Source organism: Bifidobacterium sp. SO1 (assembly GCF_018555335.1).
In the GTDB taxonomy this organism is placed as follows: Bacteria; Actinomycetota; Actinomycetes; order Actinomycetales; family Bifidobacteriaceae; genus Bifidobacterium; species Bifidobacterium simiiventris.
This window is the reverse complement of sequence record NZ_JAFEJR010000002.1, coordinates 140,678-157,169: the sequence shown is the minus strand read 5'-3', so window position 1 is coordinate 157,169 and position 16,492 is coordinate 140,678. Positions and strand designations below refer to the sequence as shown.

The following is a 16,492-nucleotide window of genomic DNA, read 5'->3' as shown; positions in this document are numbered from 1 at the left end:
AGGCAAAAATGTATCTATTGGCATACGACATCAAATCTAGTCTCACACAAACGACGAGTGGCGGTTTGCTCTCGTCCGAACATCGTTCAGCGAGAGCAAACCGCCACTCATATGGTCATGCGGAGGGAATCACCGCCGACAATGGCATATCGCCGCGAAATCGTTATGCGCTCACCCCAACGGAGGCTCACGCTCGGAATCAGCACCCGCCGGTCAGTATTCCTCGCGGTACTTGAGCGGCTTGCCGGCGGCCGCGCGGGCGACCTCCTCGGCCACGTTGAGGCCCATCGCGTGCAGTTCCGAACCGGTGGAGCCGGCGATGTGCGGCGTGAGGATCACATTCGGCATATCCCACAGCGGCGAGTCGCTCGGCAGCGGCTCGGGCCAGGTCACGTCGAGGATCGCGTTGATGCGGCCGGTCTTGAGTTCCGCGATCAGCGCGTCATGGTCGACCACACGGCCGCGCGCCGAGTTGAGCAGCGTCGCGCCGTCCTTCATCAGGCCGAGCTCGCGAGCGCCGATCATGCCGCGCAGCGGCGGGATGTCGGGAGCGTGCAGCGAGACGATGTCGGACTGGCTCATCACCGTGTCGAGGTCGGCCTTGGTGGCGCCGTACGACGCGGTTTCGTCGGCGGACATGTCGATCGCGTAGGCGAGCACGTCGAGACGGGTCATCTGCAGCATGGTCATGAGCCGGCGGCCGATGCGCGAGGACGCGCATACCAGGCCGACGGTCTTCTCGTAGTTGCCGACGTTCGCGAACACGCTTTGCACGTCGACCCAGGCTCCCCATCCGCGCTGCTCGTGGTACATGCGTTCGGCGCGGAAGAACTGCTTGTTGGCGAGCAGGATGTTCGCGAAGCAGTATTCGGCGACGGGCAGTCCGTTGAGGTATCCGGAGTTCGACAGTTCGATGCCGCGCGCCTTGGCGGCCTGTTTGGCCGCGTCGTCGGTGAAGATACGGGCCGCGGCGCCGCTGGCCGCGAAGATGCCCTTGAGGTTCGGCATCGCGTCGAGCACGGCCTCGTCGATCAGTTGTTCGCCGCCCCATCCGGTGATGATGTAGTCGGCCCTGGCGATGCGTTCCACGTTGGCGGGATCGCGGAAGTCCGTCACGACGACCGGGTTCCCGGTCTCGTCACGGTCGTAGTCGGCGACGAGATCGAGCGTACGCCACGCATCCGCGCCCATGATCTTGCCAATCAGATCGGCCGGTCGGAACGAGAACACGACAAACGGTCTGCTTTCCCGCTGTATTTCGGCAATGCCCGACGACTGCAATGACTCCTGCGTCATATCCTGCTCCTTTGACGACGTTTTCTTAGGCCGACAAGATTCCCAAAATCTGCCTGTTTGATTATATGACGCCTGGAAACGCTTTCCAGAGCGTTGCCACCTCTTGCATGGGAGGATTGTTCAGTGTCCGGTTCCCGGGATTGTGCGGGAACAATCCCGGGAACCGGCCCATGTGCATATGAACATGTCATCGCCCGGAATTTCAACGATTCGCGCCTGGCCAATGTACATTATTGTGCGGTTTCCGGTTCCCGGGACACAAGCCGTCAATCCCGGGAACCGTCCCCACCCGCACAAGCCGCCGCAATAAACCAGATCAGGACCGCTCGCTTGCAACAGGGCCGCAGACCTTCACAGGCTCCTTGGCCGGGACGAACCGGCAGTGGCGGTTGATCAGGTTGACGATCTGACCGGTGATGACCGCGGCGACGACCGTGCCGAGGCCGAGGCCGTCGATGCGGCCGAAGAAGACGAACGACATGATGCCGGCGATGATGACCAGCGACACGTCGAAGCAGACCTTGACCGTGCCGAAGCGCACCTTGGTCACGATCGCGAACGCGTTCACGACGCCTTCGCCGGGCACCATGATGAGTCCCGGCGCGACCTCCATGCAGATGCCGAGCGCCAGGATCGCGCAGCCGAGCAGCAGTCCGACGCCCTGACTCCACCACGCATCCGGCACGAACCATGTGAGAAGTCGCATGCTCACGTCGAGCGTGGCCGCGAACCAGAACGTGGCCGCCAGCTGCAGGTATTGGACGGGGTGGAAGTCTCGGCGCAGCAGGACTATCTCGATGAGGAGGAACGCGACGTTGACCACGAAGGTCGTGACGCCGAAGCTGATCTGCGGAAAGCGCAGCGTCGTCACCCATGCGATGCTCGAGATCGGCGAGGTGCCGAGCGCGCTTTTCGTGATGAGTGCGATGCCGAACGATTCGACGGCAAGTCCGGCCAGGAAGCAGATGATCCGCTTGACGATATATGGCATGTTCGTTCCTTTTCCACACGTATGCGTCCGCCGCCGATCATCGACCATTACAGGGAACCACCAGCGATTGCACCGGCGCGGATATGTCAACCGAGCGTCACTATAGCACAGTTTGGAAAGCGCTTACCGCGTATAAAATCAATTATATGAACTTATATAGCATAAGTGAGCTAGATAACAGCAACCGCTTACCTGACGATCGGCGCGTCACCGACGCACACGGCCCCTAACTGCCGCGACCAGTAGTTTGTCAGGCTTAATGCGATGGGTTCTGACTACCCCTCAGTCACTGCGTGACAGCTCCCCTGACAAGGGGAGCCGAGAATAAAGAACACTTCCACAATGCAGGCCCGACAAAATGCTAGTTCACGGACACGGCACGCTCCGAATCGCGCAGACACGGCCTGCCCTGCACCACTTCGACGCGCGACGGCGGCAGCGCGACCCGGCCGCGGCGCGAACGGATCTGCTCGTAGAGCAGCCGGAACGCCCGCTCCCCCATCTCATGGAAGTTCTGCGTGTAGCTTGTCAGCGCCGGCTCCCACATCGGCGCGAAGCTGCGGTTGTCGAAGCCCACGACGCTCACGTCGTCAGGCACGCGGCGGCCGGCTTCGCGCAGGCCCTTGATCACGGCGATCGCCGTCTCGTCGCTGCCGGCGAAGATCGCGGTCACGTCGGCGCGCCCGCCCAGTTCGCGCCCGGCGCGCACCGCGGCGTCCAGATCGCCATCCGACACCACGACCGGCTTCGGAACCGTAAGGCCGCGCTCCTCGAACGCATCGCGCCACCCGTCGGCGCGCGAATTGTCGCTCTCCTCCTCGACCTGCCCCACGTATTGCACGCTGCGATGGCCGAGATCGAGCAGATGCATCGTCATCCACCGGCCGCCGTCACGTTCGGCGTTGATGATCTGGTAGTCGCCGTCGCCGAATCCGCCGCCGACGACGACCAGCGGCAGATCCTTCGGGACGTGCTTCAGAGCCTCGACGCCCGAACGATCGTATTCGTAGACGATCACGCCGGCCGGGCGCACCGCCAACCCCATGCGCACGCGCGCGGCGACCGAACCCATGTCCTTCTCGTCAAGCGAAACGATATTGAGCAGAAACCGACGTTTGCGAGCCGCGGCCTCCGCACCGTGGTTCGTCGCCGACGTGGAGAACGCATCGGGGTTGGCCGCGAACACCGCCACCGTGTCCATCTCCTGATTCGACAGGGCCCGGGCGACGGCGCTCGGTTCGTAGCCGAGCTGTTTGATGGCCTCGGCGATGCGGCGTCTCTTGTCCTCGGCGACGTTGACGGTGCCGTTGAGGTAGCGCGACACGGTGGGCGCGGAGACGCCGGCCAGCGCGGCTACGTCCTTGATGACCGGCCTGCCATGGTCCGCATTCCTCGCCATATATCGTCACCTTTCCGTTCCCGGTCGCGCATGTTCTCCGGCAATCCGTCGCACGGCGGCACCGTTTCGCCGTGCGTCACGCATCGTCCGGCGTCGTTTCAGCGCGCAGATGCCGCCGCCTGTCGCCGTCCGACCCCGCACACTTCGCCCGCGGCGATATCCGCGAGGCCCCGGCATTGCCGAAAACCATTGTAATCATTGCGAAACGCCGAAGTCGAACCGCGCCGCTTGCCACAGTCGGCGATTCACGCTATTATGAAACCGGTTTCAGAAATGAAGCCGAACATAAGTAACTGCGTACGTCAAACGATTTACGCACCAACGAAAGGAAATATTATGTCTCTCAAGGATTCCATGATGCGCGGTCTGGCTATGTACGGCATGAGCGCGATGGCCAAGTCCGCTCCGGCCAGCAGCAAGGTGCTCAACGACATCATCAACGCCGCCAACGACGAGAAGATCGCCCGCTGAGTCGCGAGCCCCCATCGGCTCACGAAACGACGATCCGTATGTATAACTCAATACGACATAACCGAACAACAACTGAATAAACGGACAACGGCGTCCACTCTATCTTTCAAGACTTTCCCAAAACGACGAGGCGGATTCGCACCAGCGAACCCGCCTCGTTTCGTCATACATCATGCGTCATGCATCATGCGTCGTGCACGCACGGCCGTCAGTCGCGGCCGATGCGTGAGCCGAAGAACGCGTACCACGCGTCGTACAGGAACAGTGGCACCATCGCGAGCATCGCCATCTCGATGCCGGCAGCATCCTGGATGACGCCGAGCACGAACGTGATCACCGCGCCGCCGACGATGCTCATCACCACGATCGACGAGCCGGTCTTCGCCGCCGCGCCGGTCGCGCCGCGCAGGGTCAGCGAGAAGATCGTCGGATAGCCGATCGAAACGAACAGGAACGAGACGAGCAGCGCGATCACGGACACGCGTCCGAGACCCAGGAAGACGACGACCATGAGCGCCGCGCCGATCAGCATGTACCAGCCGAGGATCTTGGCCGGATCGAATCGGGTCATGAGCGGCGTGGTGAGGAACCGGCCGAGCGTGAACAGCAGCGCCATCACCGACAGCAGCGTGGTGGCCAGTCCGGTCGTGATGCCCGCACCCCAATGCTTGAGAGCATAGGCGGAGAACATCGCCATGCCGCCGGTCTGGATACCGAGGAACACGAACTGCGCGAACACGCCGAGCAGGAAGTACGGCCGGCGCAGCAGGTTGGCGAACGAGCCGCTGCCCTGGTTCGAGGACGCGTCCGATGCGACGTCATCGTCGTCGCCCGGAGGGGTCGGCAGTTTGACGGCCACGAAGATGATGAGCAGCACCGCGAGCGCGATGCCGATCGTCAGGTAGATGCCGCGCGTGTCGGAGAGGAATTTCGTCTTCGCCTCGTCGAATCCCGGTTTGCCGGGCGCGACGGTGTCGGACAGGATCTGGCCGAGGATGAGCGGCCCGACGACCGTGCCGATGCCGTTGAAGCTCTGCGCGAGGTTCAGGCGGAACGATTCGCCCTTCTCGTCGCCGAGTTTGGTGATGTACGGGTTGCAGTTCGCCTCCAGCGAGGCCGCGCCGAGCGCGATGACGAACATGGCCAGCAGGAACAGCACGTAGTTGGACGTGCCGGTGGCGGGCGCGACGATGAACGAGCCGATGACGAACAGCGCGAGGCCGCATATGATGCCGCCCTTGTATCCGAATCGGCGCGCGACGAGGCCCGCGGGGATCGCCATGACGAAGTACGCGCTGTAGTACGCCACCTGCAGCAGCGACGTCTGGGCGCTGTTGAGCTGCATGTAGTTGCCGATCGGCGTGTTGAGCGCGTTGACGAGGTTCATGGTCAGGCCCCACACGAAGAACAGCGAGGTGACCAGACCGATGGCGAGCGCGACCGCCGTTTTCGACTGCGATGCCGATGGCTTCTGCGGTGTTCGGCCGCCCGCGCGATTGTTGATGGTGTCGTTGTCAGTCATGTCGTCCGCCCCTTTCCCGTTGTCCATGATGACGCCAGACCGCCATCGGCCGCGCGAACAGCCGGTGTCGTCTGGGTCAATCCATTGTACAGAACGCCTCGAACCGGTACGACACGCAGTGCGACGCGAGATGCGAAAAACAAGAAAGGCCCCGCCGTGAAGCGGGGCCGGTCGGCTGGAGCGGACGTCTATCGCCGCGTTCCGTTGACGGTGATGTCGGGGTCGGCGTAGGTTTCGCAGCCGTCGAGCAGGACGGCCGGGCGTTCGTCGGGGCGGATCGAGCGCAGCCGGATGCGGTTCAGGTCGAGGCCGTGCACGTTGCGCAGGTCCATGAAGGCGGTGCGCGACCAGTCGGGCCAGTAGTTTTCGCTCGAACGCACATCCGGTTCGGCGAGCTTGTCGACGAGGCGCGGATATTCCTCCAGCGGCGGGATGTCGGCTGTCTTCACTCCCCCGATGAACGTGTAGCGCAGCCCGTCGATCGTCACGTCCTCGATCGGGTGTCCGTCCGAGGCGTCGAAGCGGACGCCGGCGAACTTCGGTTCGCCCATCACGTCGTCGGTGAAGCGACGGTGCACGTTCGCCATCTCCTCGCTGTCGGTGGCGGTGACGTTGCTGATCGAGATGCGCGTCATCGTGCCGATTTCGGGCATGTGGTCGAGTTCGACGGACGTGCCGTAGTCGTCGAGTTCGAAGCGGTTGTTGAGTACGGCGAAGATCGGCCGGGTCACGTCGCGCATGACGATGTTGTTGATCGAGATGTCGCTGATCGAGCCGCCTTCGGTGCATTCGAGCTTGATGCCCTCGCGCCAGACGCGCTCGAGCGTGCAGTTGGAGATCGTCACGTTGTAGATGTCGCTGATGGACTTCAAGCCGATGCGGATGCCGGCGCACACTCCGGAGAACTCGCAGTTGGTGACGTGGAAGTCGTGCACCGGGTAGTCCTTGCTGCTGGCTTGCAGGCAGAAGTTGTCGTCGGTGCCGCGCACGTAGCAGTCGGAGACGAACACGTGCGCGCTGCCGTCGAAGTCGAGGCCGTCGCCGTTGTAGCGTTTGTCGTTCTTGATGTCGAGGCCGCGAATCCAGATGTATTCGCTGTCGAGGAACGCGGTCGTCCATGCGGCGGATTCGTACAGGCGCAGGTTCTCGACGTGCACGTTATGGCAGCGCAGCATGCGGATCATCATCGGCCGGTAGATGGAGCCCTCGTTCGGGAAGACGGTCGCGTTGCCGTTGATCGTGCCGCGGCCGACGAGCGCGAAGTCGTGCGCGTCTTCGGCGTAGATGAAGCAGCGGTCGAGCGCGGTCTCGTTGCGGTAGCGGTTGTGGTGCACGTCGGCGGCGTAGTCGTTGATGTTCGGGCTGGCGAGCAGGGTCGCGGACTCGCTGACTTCCAGTGTGACGTTGGACTTGAGCTTGATGGTGCCGGCGAGGAACGTGCCGCCGGCGAGCACGACATGTCCGCCGCCGTTCGCCGTGGCCCGGTCGATCGCGGTCTGGATCGCCGGGCCGTCGTTGGTCGTGCCGTCGGCGAGCGCACCGAAGTCGCGGGGGTCGTAGATATGTTGGGTATTGATCGTCATTGTCCAATCCTTTGCAATACGTGCGTCTGCCGAACGGCCGGGTCGTTACGCTCCATACCACTGCGGCAAGCGCTTTCCATTATAGGAAGACGGCCCGTCGCGCATGCACTCGGCGGGCCGCCGAGCCGTTTACTTGATCTGCTTGATGCCGAAGATCGAGATCGCGGCAAGGGTGAGCACGATGAAGCCCATCGGGAACAGGCCCGCGTAACCGAACGCCTTGAGCACGACGAACGCGAGCAGCGGGGCGAGCAGCTGGCCGACGGTTCCGGCCGCGTTGAGGAACGCGAGATCCTTGGCGGCCGTTTCGTTGTTCGGCAGCACGGAGGTCATGAGCGCCTGGTCGAGGGAGATGAAGATGCCGCCGCCGAGGCCGGAGAACGCGACGTAGATCGTGTACATGAGCGGGTTCGGGATGAAGAACGGGAGCCAGCACGGGATGCCGACCGCGAACACGGCGAGCGCGCACGGGATCTTGATGGTCTTGAAGAAGTCAGCGAGCGGGCCGGCGATGGCGGCGGAGACGACGGCGAGGATGAGGTTGAGCAGGGCCATGAAGCTCATCCACTTCGCGGCGTCGGCGTCGGACTGGTGCATGTAGTCGGTCAGCGTGAACAGGCGGTAGGTGCCGATGCCACCGGGCATCATGAACATGAAGCGGGCGAACGCGGCGAACCAGTAGTCGCGGCCGGCGTGCATAGGGGGCAGGAAGTCCTTGAACTGGGAGACGTCGAACTTGCCGCGCGGCTTGTCGAGGTTGGACGGCTCCTTGCACACGACGACAGCGATGAACAGCAGGATGTCGGAGATGACAAGCAGCACGAACACGCCGGTCGGCACGTTGGTGATGAACAGCGAGCCGAGCGACTGGGCGCCGTTCAGGCCGATCTGGGTGGCGACACCGAAGATGGCGGACGCGGAGCCGCGGTACTTGACCGGGATCAGGTCAGGCATCCACGCCATGCCGGCGGACATGATCGCGTTGTAGCAGACCACGTAGAAGAACCAGGCGAGCATGACGACGACGATGTTGGAGCTCAACGCGAAGACGAGCAGTCCGATAGTGCCGAAGATCGCGCCGAGGATGATCCACGGCGAGCGGCCGCCCCAGCGGGTGCGGGTCATGTCGGACAGGGCACCGAAGATGACGCCCGCGAAGATCGCGATGAACATGGCGATCGTGGTGCTCTGGGCGAGCAGGTCGGCCTTCTGGTCGGGGGCCACTGCAGCGAGCTTCGCCGGCAGCAGCGCGGCGGAGATGCCGAAGAACGGCGCATACCAGCCGATGGTGGCGAAGAACTGCGCCATCGACGGGCGCCAGGGGAACTTGCCCGTGTCCTTCGGGCCCTGGACGGCGGTTTGCGCCGTATCCATAGTGTCGCTTATTGCAGAACTCATCAGTCCGCTCCTTTGCTGTACGGATAGTGTCGGTCGTTATCGACTCTTGTCTCCCGGTTCCGCCATCGGCTTGCCGGTCGATGTCACGCACTTATCGAAACATCTCGGTAAGCGCTTTCCAGAAGATGAATATACAAGACTGTGCAACTAGTTGCAAATCGGCGTTTCGCAGTTCGTCAGAGCATGGATGCGCCAACATCCCCCGGTTGTTCGACACGATCGGCCGCACGCTTGCAAACGCCTCGGTCATCGGCCATAATCGCAACATAGCAGGCCTGTACCGCGCGCATCATCGATCCGCCCCACCGCAACACGTCGCCGATCGACACCGTATGCGACATTCGTACAGGCGTCACCGCAATGCTGAGGAAAGCGATATCCAATGACACAGTTCACGTCCCCATCGGTCACGTCCGGCCCACGCGCCAGCGGCGGCGCGACGATGAAGGACGTCGCCCGGCTCGCCGGCGTGTCCGTCTCCACCGCATCGCGTGCGCTGGCCGGCAATCCCCGCATCGGCGAGGGCACCCGCATCCGCGTGGAGCAGGCCGCACGCGAACTCAACTACGTGGTCAACGGCCTCGCCCAGTCGATGATGGGCGTGGGCGTGAAGACACTGGCGTTCATGACCACCGCGTTCCTCGCCGAACCGTTCACCCGCATCGCGCAAGGTTCCGATCTGGTGGCGAAGCAACATGACGCCATGCTGCTGATGAACGCGACGCGCAACGACCCGCAGGCGGCGCAGGACGCGGTGTCCACGCTCGCCAGACAACGCGCCGCCGGCGTGATGATGGTGGGTTCGCGCAGCATGGACGAGGCGTGCCTCCAACGCTTCACCCGCTATCGGGACACACTCGCCGCGGTGCATGCGACGCTGGTGCTGTGCGGCAGTCCCCGCATGGCGGGATTGGACGACGTGCCTTCCGTCTCCTATGACCAGCGGTACGGCGTTTCCTTGGCGACTCGCGCGCTGCTGGACGCCGGTCACCGGCGCATCGCGTTTCTGGGATACGAGGAGCGAACCAGCGCCCATGAGCGCTTTCTCGGGTTTCAGGACGCCATGCGCGGACGGGGGTTCATGACGGATGCCGACGATCCGTTGGTGCTCGAATCCGCCAATGTCGGCGAGGCTCTCGATCCGGCCATTCGTGCGTTGCTGTCACTTGATCGGGACCGTCGGCCGACCGCGATCGTCTGCGTCACCGATTTCGCCGCATACCGCGTGTACCGACTCGCCCGTGAACTCGGGCTGCGGCTGCCCGACGACCTGTCCGTCACCGGATTCGACGATCTGTCCACCGACGATACCGTCACGCCGCCGTTAAGCAGCGTCGGCGTGCCATATGAGCAGGTCGGCGACTACGCCGCCCGCCTCGCGCTGCGACTGCCGGTCGAATTGGGCGATCATCCGGTCTTCCCGGTGACGTTTGTTCCCCGAGCATCGATTGCAGCTCCCCGCGATCCGTCTTCGGCCGATCGCTGATCACGATGGCCATAACCGAGTCTTGTATCGACGCGGACTCAACCTGGGTCGTTTTCGGCAACAAAACGGCCGTAACCGAATCCCCGTATGCGGGAATGGACTCGGTTACGGCCGTTTGTGGTGGGAATGACGCCCGTCAGGCGATGCTGATGTCGGCGTGGGCGAGGGTGAGGTCGGAGACGGTGATGCGCTGGGTGCGTCCGTCGGCGAGCGCGACTTCGATGACGCCGCCGCGACCGTCGGCCGTCGGGGTCTCATGCACGGAGCGCACCTGCGGGGTGCCGTCATGCTGTTCGATGACGGTGACGAAGCTTGCGGTGCGGCCATGCGTGCGGATGTCGAGAGTGCGGCGGCGGTCGCGTTCGTCGCCGATCGGATAGTCCGCGCCGACGGTCGCGGTGAACCGGACCGCACCGCCGTGCGACACGACGGCATCGGCCGTCAGATCGACATGGACGAGCGCGGGCGCGCTTTTGTCGACCGGGGTGGCGGGGATGCTGGTGGTCATGCGGTGCGAGTCGATCTTGACCGGGCCGCCTTCGTAGTCGCGGTCGTCTACCGGCACCGGCACCGTATTGTCGACCGTGTACGGCAGGGAGCGGATCGGCACGCGCGCCCCGTCGGTGCATTCGACTATGCCGTTGCCCCAGAACAGGGCCGGTACGGCTGGCCAGTGCTCGTTCTCTTCGGCCACGAACGATTCGTCGCTTACCGTTTGCAGGGTCAGCGACGTCGAGCCGGCGGGCACGGCCACGTCCACGTCGCCGGAGCCGAAGATCCACGCGCCGAACTTGCCCGATGCGAGCGGCTGGGCGCCCACGTACCGGTCGGGCGTGAACGCGTCGTCGGCCATCACCAGCATCGAGGACCCGGCATCGACCGCCAACGCGGCGCTGGCCTCCGCCGCATCCAGATCGTCCACGGACGCGGGTTTGACGAACGACCCGGCGACGGCCCCCGCGAACACCGCATAATGCAGTTTCTGCTGGATCTGGTAGTACTCGGGGTCGCAGCCGACGACGATCTGCCGTGCGGTCGGCGTCACGGACCACACGTCCATGTGCATGATGCCGGGCGCGTTGTGGTCGGAGCGCGTGTTCGTCATCCACTTGCCGCCGTTGAACTTGGTCATGTCGACAGCGAACGACGTCTTCACCGTGCCGCGAGCGCCGAAGACGTGGCAGTCGGTGATGAACTGTCCGCTGGACAGCGGCGACGGGTCGAGCTTCGGCTCTATGCCGCGGTACGCGAGATCAGGCGCACCGTCCGGAGCCGTACCGGTCGAGTACGCGAAATGATCGCGGTCGGTCGGATCGTCGCACGGATACGCGGCCACTCCCCCGTGTTCGCCGGTGATCGAACGCAGCCCGTTGACGTGCATGAGCACGTCGTACTGGTGCTCGGACTCGCCTTCCAGATAGTCGACGAGCACGATGTAGTCGTCGGTCACGAGCGTGGCGCGACGCTGCGTGATCGGCTCGGTGTAGCCGCTGCGCGACGCGTACTTCGGCACCGCGCCGCCGTCCTCACCTGCGGCCGGCAACGTGACCGACCGCCCTTCGATCCACGCCTGCTCGGCGAAACCGGCGCCCGAGGTCACGACCCAGCCGCCGTACGGCGGGTTGCACCAGCGCGTCTCGATCTCATGCACCGCGACCTGCAGGGCCTTGTCGGAGCGGAACTGCAGCAGGGTCGAGCCGGCCGGGTCCTGCTGTTTCAGGTCCACGAGCGCCATGTTGTGCGTCACGGAGTTCTGCACGTAGAACTTGTACATGAACGTGTGGTACGAATACCAGACGTTCTCCGGATTGTAGAAGTTCTTGCCGAACCGGCGGATCGAATTGAGCGACAGCCGGTCGTAATGGCCGTGCGCGCCGCCCAGCACGCCGGTCTTGACCGTCACCTGATACTGCTCGTCCAGATCACGGCCGTCCTTCTGCGAGCGCAGCATCGTGATGCCGGCCACGGGCGCGGTCACCGACTTACCGAACGCCGACAGCACGGCCGCATCGACCGCCGGCAGCTCGTCCACGCCATACCACAGGTCGCGCTTCTCCGGCGGCACGGTGGCCAGCAGCGGCAGCAGCGACGGCTCGCGGTAGATGCGGTACGCGAGGTCGTAGCGCGGGTCCATGAGCTGGTAGGCGGGTGCGCAGTCCTCGGTAAAATCGTTCATGCCGAAGATCACGCCGTCATGGCTGAAGAACGGGGTGAGCGAATCCACGAGCTGCTTGACGGAACGCGTGTTGTGCGTGAACCGGCTCCAGATCTCGGTCGTCAGGCCGTCGATGCGGTCGGATGCGGGCAGCATCGGATCGTCATACGTGCCGAACCGGCTGTAGCTTGCCGGCACCTGGGCGTCGCGCAGGTTGAACCCCCACTTGTCGACCGTGGTGATGAGCTGCAGGAACGTGCCCATCGCGAGGTAGTTGTAGCCGATCGCGGACTCGTACCACCAGCCGTCGTCGAGCACGCCGCGCGACAGATGATCGAAGATGCCGCCGTCGCAGCGCATGAAGTAGCCCATCGCCTCGATGTCCTGCATTTCGGCCGCACATTCGATGCAGCCCTGCAGCTCGCACAGCTGCCAGTTCGACAGCTTGCCCTTCATCATCTCGCAGCGGATGATCTCCATGAACATGCGGAAACACCGGTGCAGCCGCGCCTCCTCATCGTCCGTCAGCAACCCGAGGTCACGCATGTGGTCGTACGTGAACGCGACGAACTTGAAGAACTCGCCCTCGTGCACCAACTCCTGGCTGCCGCCCTTGATAGTGCGGAAATAGCCGTCCAGCGAGACCAGCTCGCGCAGGAACAGCGCGGATTTCTCGGCAAACCGGCGCTCGCCGCTCAATAGCGTCACGAGCACGCAGTTGTACGCCTCGTCGGAGTTTCGCGTGGGGAACAGATGGTCGGCGTGCGGGTCGAACGTGGGCACGACCCAGTTCGCGGCCTGTTCGTAGCGCTGCTGGTAGGCGGCCTTGGCCCACGGTTGCGTGGCGATCTTGTGCTTGATGGCTTCGATGTCGGCGCGGGTGAGGGTGGTGCGGTAGTCGTCGGCGTTGCGCGCGGTGACGAAGCGCATGGATTGGGTCGTGCCGCTGGCCGAGGTGACGACGAGCCGTTGGTCTTCGTGGCCGTAGGGGGCGAGCCGGTCGGACGAGTGGACGGTCATGCGGATGGTGCGGCGTTCGTGCGGCGCGAGCGTGACAGGCAGGTTGGCGGATGGTGCGGCGTGCGATGACGCGGACGACGTTGCCGTTGTCGCGTTGTCGTCCGGCTGCCGTTCGACGACGGACAGTTCGGTGGCGAGGACCTCCTTGCCGTGACGTTTGACGGTCGCGGTGACGGTCTGCGGCCGGTCGAGCATGTTGACCAGGTCGATGTCGTACGAGACGGTCGCGTCGGGGTCGTCGCAGTCGACGGCCTTGCCGCGCACCGTGCAGCCGATCAGCAGTTCGCGGGCGGCGATGAACCGCACGGCGGTCAGATCATGCGCGATCCTCGACGAATCATCCGCCACGTCCGCGGCAATCGACACGGTGACCACGCCCTTGGGCAGCACGCCCATGCCCTCGTCGAACGAGAACTGCGTGAACGGCACGAACGTGGGCACGCCCGGCGTCAGCACCGCGCCGGCCGTGACCTTCGGCAGCGCCTCTTCGCGCGGGTTGCGGCACAGCGAGCAGGTGAGCGTCACGGTCACGGGTGTCGGCGCGTCGACGTCGGCGGCGAGTTCAAGACCGTACCAGTCGAGCACGTCGGCCGCATGGTCGTTCGTTTCGAGGAAGCCGTGCACGTCCCACAGGTGCTTGCCGTGCGGGTTCGGATGGGTGAACGTGACGGCGGCGGGCGCTTCGGCGCGCTCCCATTGCGTCACGTCGATCATGGTCTGTTCTGGTAGGTATCGCATGAGGTTGCTCCTTTGGTCTGTAGTGACCGAAATTCAATGCGCGGCTATGCGCGTTCGTATGGCACGGTCGCATGCGGCCATGCGGCCGATGACCATTCGTAAATAGCCATATGCGTGATATTGATGCGAGTATCGCGGCCGAACCCGCACGGATGTCACGCATACGAATCTCCTTGCGTGACAATCCGGCGAGTACCGGCACCGAACTATCCACAACATCACGCAAACAGCCCCCTTTGCGTGATGTTCGGGCTAGTACCGGCGTCGTGCTAGCAGATATGTCACGCAACAATACTGTTTTCCGTGATGTTTTTGCTAGTATCCGCAAGGTACTAGCAAAAACATCACGCCAGGAATCGGCAACGACGATGACCGGACCCGCGCATCGCCGATCTGGCTGGCGCGATCCGATATCACCGCGGCGGCATGACGGATTCGCGCACCACGAGCTGGGTGGGCAGGATGATGTCCCGCTCCCCCGCCAACGGCAGTCGCACGGCGCTGCGCCCCATTTCGGCGAACGGCGCGCGCACGGTGGTCAGCGGCACGATCAGCCCTTCCGCGTACGGCATGTCGTCGAATCCGCCGACTGACACGTCGAACGGCACCCGCCTGCCCATCTTGCGCAGCATGAGCATCACGTCGAGCGCGACCTCGTCGGTGACCGCGACGACCGCCGTGAAATCGGCGCCCGCCTGGCATGCGGTCATGAATCCGGCCGCCGATTCGACGCGATTCCAGCTGTACGGCACGTCGAACTGCGGATCGTACGGGATGCCGGCCTCCTGCAACGCGGTTCTGAACCCGCGGTATCGCGCCTCGAACACGGGTTCGTTGCGCCGCCGGCCGACGAACAGGAACTTCCTGTGGCCGAGCGAGATCATGTACCGGGTCAGGTCGGCGGTGCCGGATTCGTTGGCGTAGTCGACCACGGATATGTTGTGTGGCAGGTCGAGCCGGGGACGCGCCAGGGCGACCACCGACGTGCCGCCCCGTTCGAGCTGCTCGCCGCACGCCCGCAACGTCTCGTCACCCATGGAGCCTTCCATGATCACGACGATGCGCGAGCGTTGGGCCAGCAGCTGTTCGACCAGTTCGTCGCCGGACAGCGATTTCGACTGGGTGGAGAACAGTCGGAACGACATGCCCTGGCGATAGGCCTCGGCATCCACCGCGGCCATCATGTCGGCGTAGGTGCCGCCTGTGATGGTCGAGGCGACGAGCGTGACCGAGTTGGGCGGCGTGGTCAGGGCCTTCGCGTGGATGTTGGGCACGTAGCCGAGCGCCTTCGCGGTGGCCTGCACATGCTGTCGGGTCGCCTCGGAGATGCCGGGCTGGCCGTTGAGCGCGCGTGAGACGGATGCGACGGAGACACCCGCGGCCTTGGCGATGTCGCGGATGTTGAGCGGCCCGGTTTTCGCCGGACCGGACTTGGGCTTGTCGGGATCGGATGCGGCTGCATCGCCGTTGGTCTGATCGGCCACGATTCGTCTCCCCCTGCCTCGCACGGTGTACGTAACTGGTTTCGACATGGTAATCGCCTCGTTGGTCAATCGGATAACGACGGAAGTTGCGACGGCCGGCCGGCCAGGCGGCCCGTGCGGTCTTCATCACCGGATTTGGCACGCTTGGCACGTACAGTCCGCGCGAGATCGCCCAGCCGACGACCTCGTCGCGGAAGCGTCGGGGGTCTTCGAGGAACAGGAAGTGCCGGTGCCCGCCGCTCCACACGGTCACGTCCCCGGTGCCGCAGGAGCGTTCGAACAACGCGCGTTCGAGTCCCGGGTAGATGCCGAACGTGGGCTTGGTGCGCCGGCTCGCCACCGGTACCGTGGCGTCGCAGATGCCGAACGCGCCGGGTGCAAGATATTCGGACACGTAGTAGTCCACGAGCGCCTGCGGGTTGGCGCGGCGCACGTCGTCGAGCACGCCGTTCCACACCGCGTCGGGGATGGACGGCGAGTGCGCGCCTTCGATGAAGCCGAGCACGGTGTCGGTCGGATGCTCGCGCATCACGTTCAGGAACCGTTCGTGGTATTCGGGCTTCGCCTCCTCGCCCATCGCGCCGTAGGCGGGGTCGATGACGACTTCGCCGGCGACGAGTTCGGGATGGTTCGCGTGTACGGCGAGCGAGAGCTGGCCGCCCATCGAATGAGCGATGAGCAGCGCCTGCTTGCCGGCCGGCACCACGCGACGGATGTAGTCGGCGAGGTCTTCGGCGGCGGACGGGATGGTGAACGGCCCGTCGTCGCGGCGCTCGGCGTGGCCGGGCAGCGTATAGGCGTGCACGTTCCAGTCGTCGGGCCAGTCGATGCCGTTCCACACGGCCGGCGAGCCGGCCCATCCGTGGACGAGCACGACGTATGTTGGTTCAGTCATGATTCCTCTCTTGGTATCGGGTATCGGATCGGTATCGAATCGGCGTTGCCGTAC

11 protein-coding genes are annotated in these 16,492 nt (G+C 64.3%); 2 read left to right on the top strand and 9 right to left on the bottom strand.

All coding sequences use genetic code 11. From position 1 onward, the window contains the following. Positions 1-213 precede the first annotated feature (213 nt). The 3 genes from JS541_RS02795 to JS541_RS02785 all read right to left on the bottom strand — a co-directional run bounded on the left by JS541_RS02795 (position 214) and on the right by JS541_RS02785 (position 3,686). Positions 214-1,296, bottom strand: coding sequence for a hydroxyacid dehydrogenase (locus JS541_RS02795; protein ID WP_214372932.1), 1,083 nt, complete (start codon positions 1,294-1,296; stop codon positions 214-216). Positions 1,297-1,612: 316 nt separating this feature from the next. Continuing rightward, positions 1,613-2,287 carry a DUF6198 family protein gene (locus JS541_RS02790; protein WP_214373153.1) on the bottom strand — a complete coding sequence of 225 codons (675 nt, stop codon included), beginning with the start codon at positions 2,285-2,287 and terminating at the stop codon, positions 1,613-1,615. A 361-nt stretch (positions 2,288-2,648) separates the two neighbouring features. After that, the gene (locus tag JS541_RS02785) at positions 2,649-3,686 is read right to left on the bottom strand and encodes a LacI family DNA-binding transcriptional regulator (RefSeq protein WP_214372931.1); all 1,038 of its coding nucleotides are present in this window, start codon (positions 3,684-3,686) and stop codon (positions 2,649-2,651) included. A gap of 336 nt (positions 3,687-4,022) precedes the next feature. On the opposite strand from JS541_RS02785, the gene JS541_RS14970 reads away from it, so the two are divergent. Beyond that, positions 4,023-4,157 (top strand): hypothetical protein, encoded by a 135-nt coding sequence (locus JS541_RS14970; protein WP_274608020.1) that lies wholly within the window; start codon positions 4,023-4,025, stop codon positions 4,155-4,157. A gap of 208 nt (positions 4,158-4,365) precedes the next feature. Here JS541_RS14970 and JS541_RS02780 read toward each other — a convergent pair whose 3' ends face one another. From JS541_RS02780 to JS541_RS02770, 3 genes are all read right to left on the bottom strand, one after another. Further along, on the bottom strand, positions 4,366-5,679 hold the full coding sequence (locus JS541_RS02780) for an MFS transporter (RefSeq protein WP_214372930.1): 1,314 nt from the start codon (positions 5,677-5,679) through the stop codon (positions 4,366-4,368). Positions 5,680-5,867: 188 nt separating this feature from the next. Continuing rightward, positions 5,868-7,262: a glycosyl hydrolase family 28 protein gene (locus JS541_RS02775; protein ID WP_214372929.1), complete on the bottom strand. Its 1,395-nt coding sequence runs from the start codon at positions 7,260-7,262 to the stop codon at positions 5,868-5,870. 129 nt (positions 7,263-7,391) lie between these two features. Then, on the bottom strand, positions 7,392-8,660 hold the full coding sequence (locus tag JS541_RS02770; protein WP_214372928.1) for an MFS transporter: 1,269 nt from the start codon (positions 8,658-8,660) through the stop codon (positions 7,392-7,394). A gap of 382 nt (positions 8,661-9,042) precedes the next feature. Between JS541_RS02770 and JS541_RS02765 the strand changes: the two genes are divergently transcribed. Beyond that, the gene (locus tag JS541_RS02765) at positions 9,043-10,146 is read left to right on the top strand and encodes a LacI family DNA-binding transcriptional regulator (protein ID WP_214372926.1); all 1,104 of its coding nucleotides are present in this window, start codon (positions 9,043-9,045) and stop codon (positions 10,144-10,146) included. A gap of 136 nt (positions 10,147-10,282) precedes the next feature. On the opposite strand, the gene JS541_RS02760 is transcribed toward JS541_RS02765, so the two are convergent. From JS541_RS02760 to JS541_RS14715, 3 genes are all read right to left on the bottom strand, one after another. Continuing rightward, complete coding sequence (locus JS541_RS02760; RefSeq protein ID WP_214372924.1) at positions 10,283-14,059, bottom strand: hypothetical protein; 3,777 nt, start codon at positions 14,057-14,059, stop codon at positions 10,283-10,285. Positions 14,060-14,472: 413 nt separating this feature from the next. Continuing rightward, positions 14,473-15,204: a substrate-binding domain-containing protein gene (locus JS541_RS02755; protein ID WP_240539220.1), complete on the bottom strand. Its 732-nt coding sequence runs from the start codon at positions 15,202-15,204 to the stop codon at positions 14,473-14,475. Then, positions 15,089-16,438 carry an alpha/beta hydrolase gene (locus tag JS541_RS14715; RefSeq protein WP_240539219.1) on the bottom strand — a complete coding sequence of 450 codons (1,350 nt, stop codon included), beginning with the start codon at positions 16,436-16,438 and terminating at the stop codon, positions 15,089-15,091. The genes JS541_RS02755 and JS541_RS14715 overlap by 116 nt, the downstream gene beginning before the upstream one ends. Positions 16,439-16,492 lie beyond the last annotated feature (54 nt).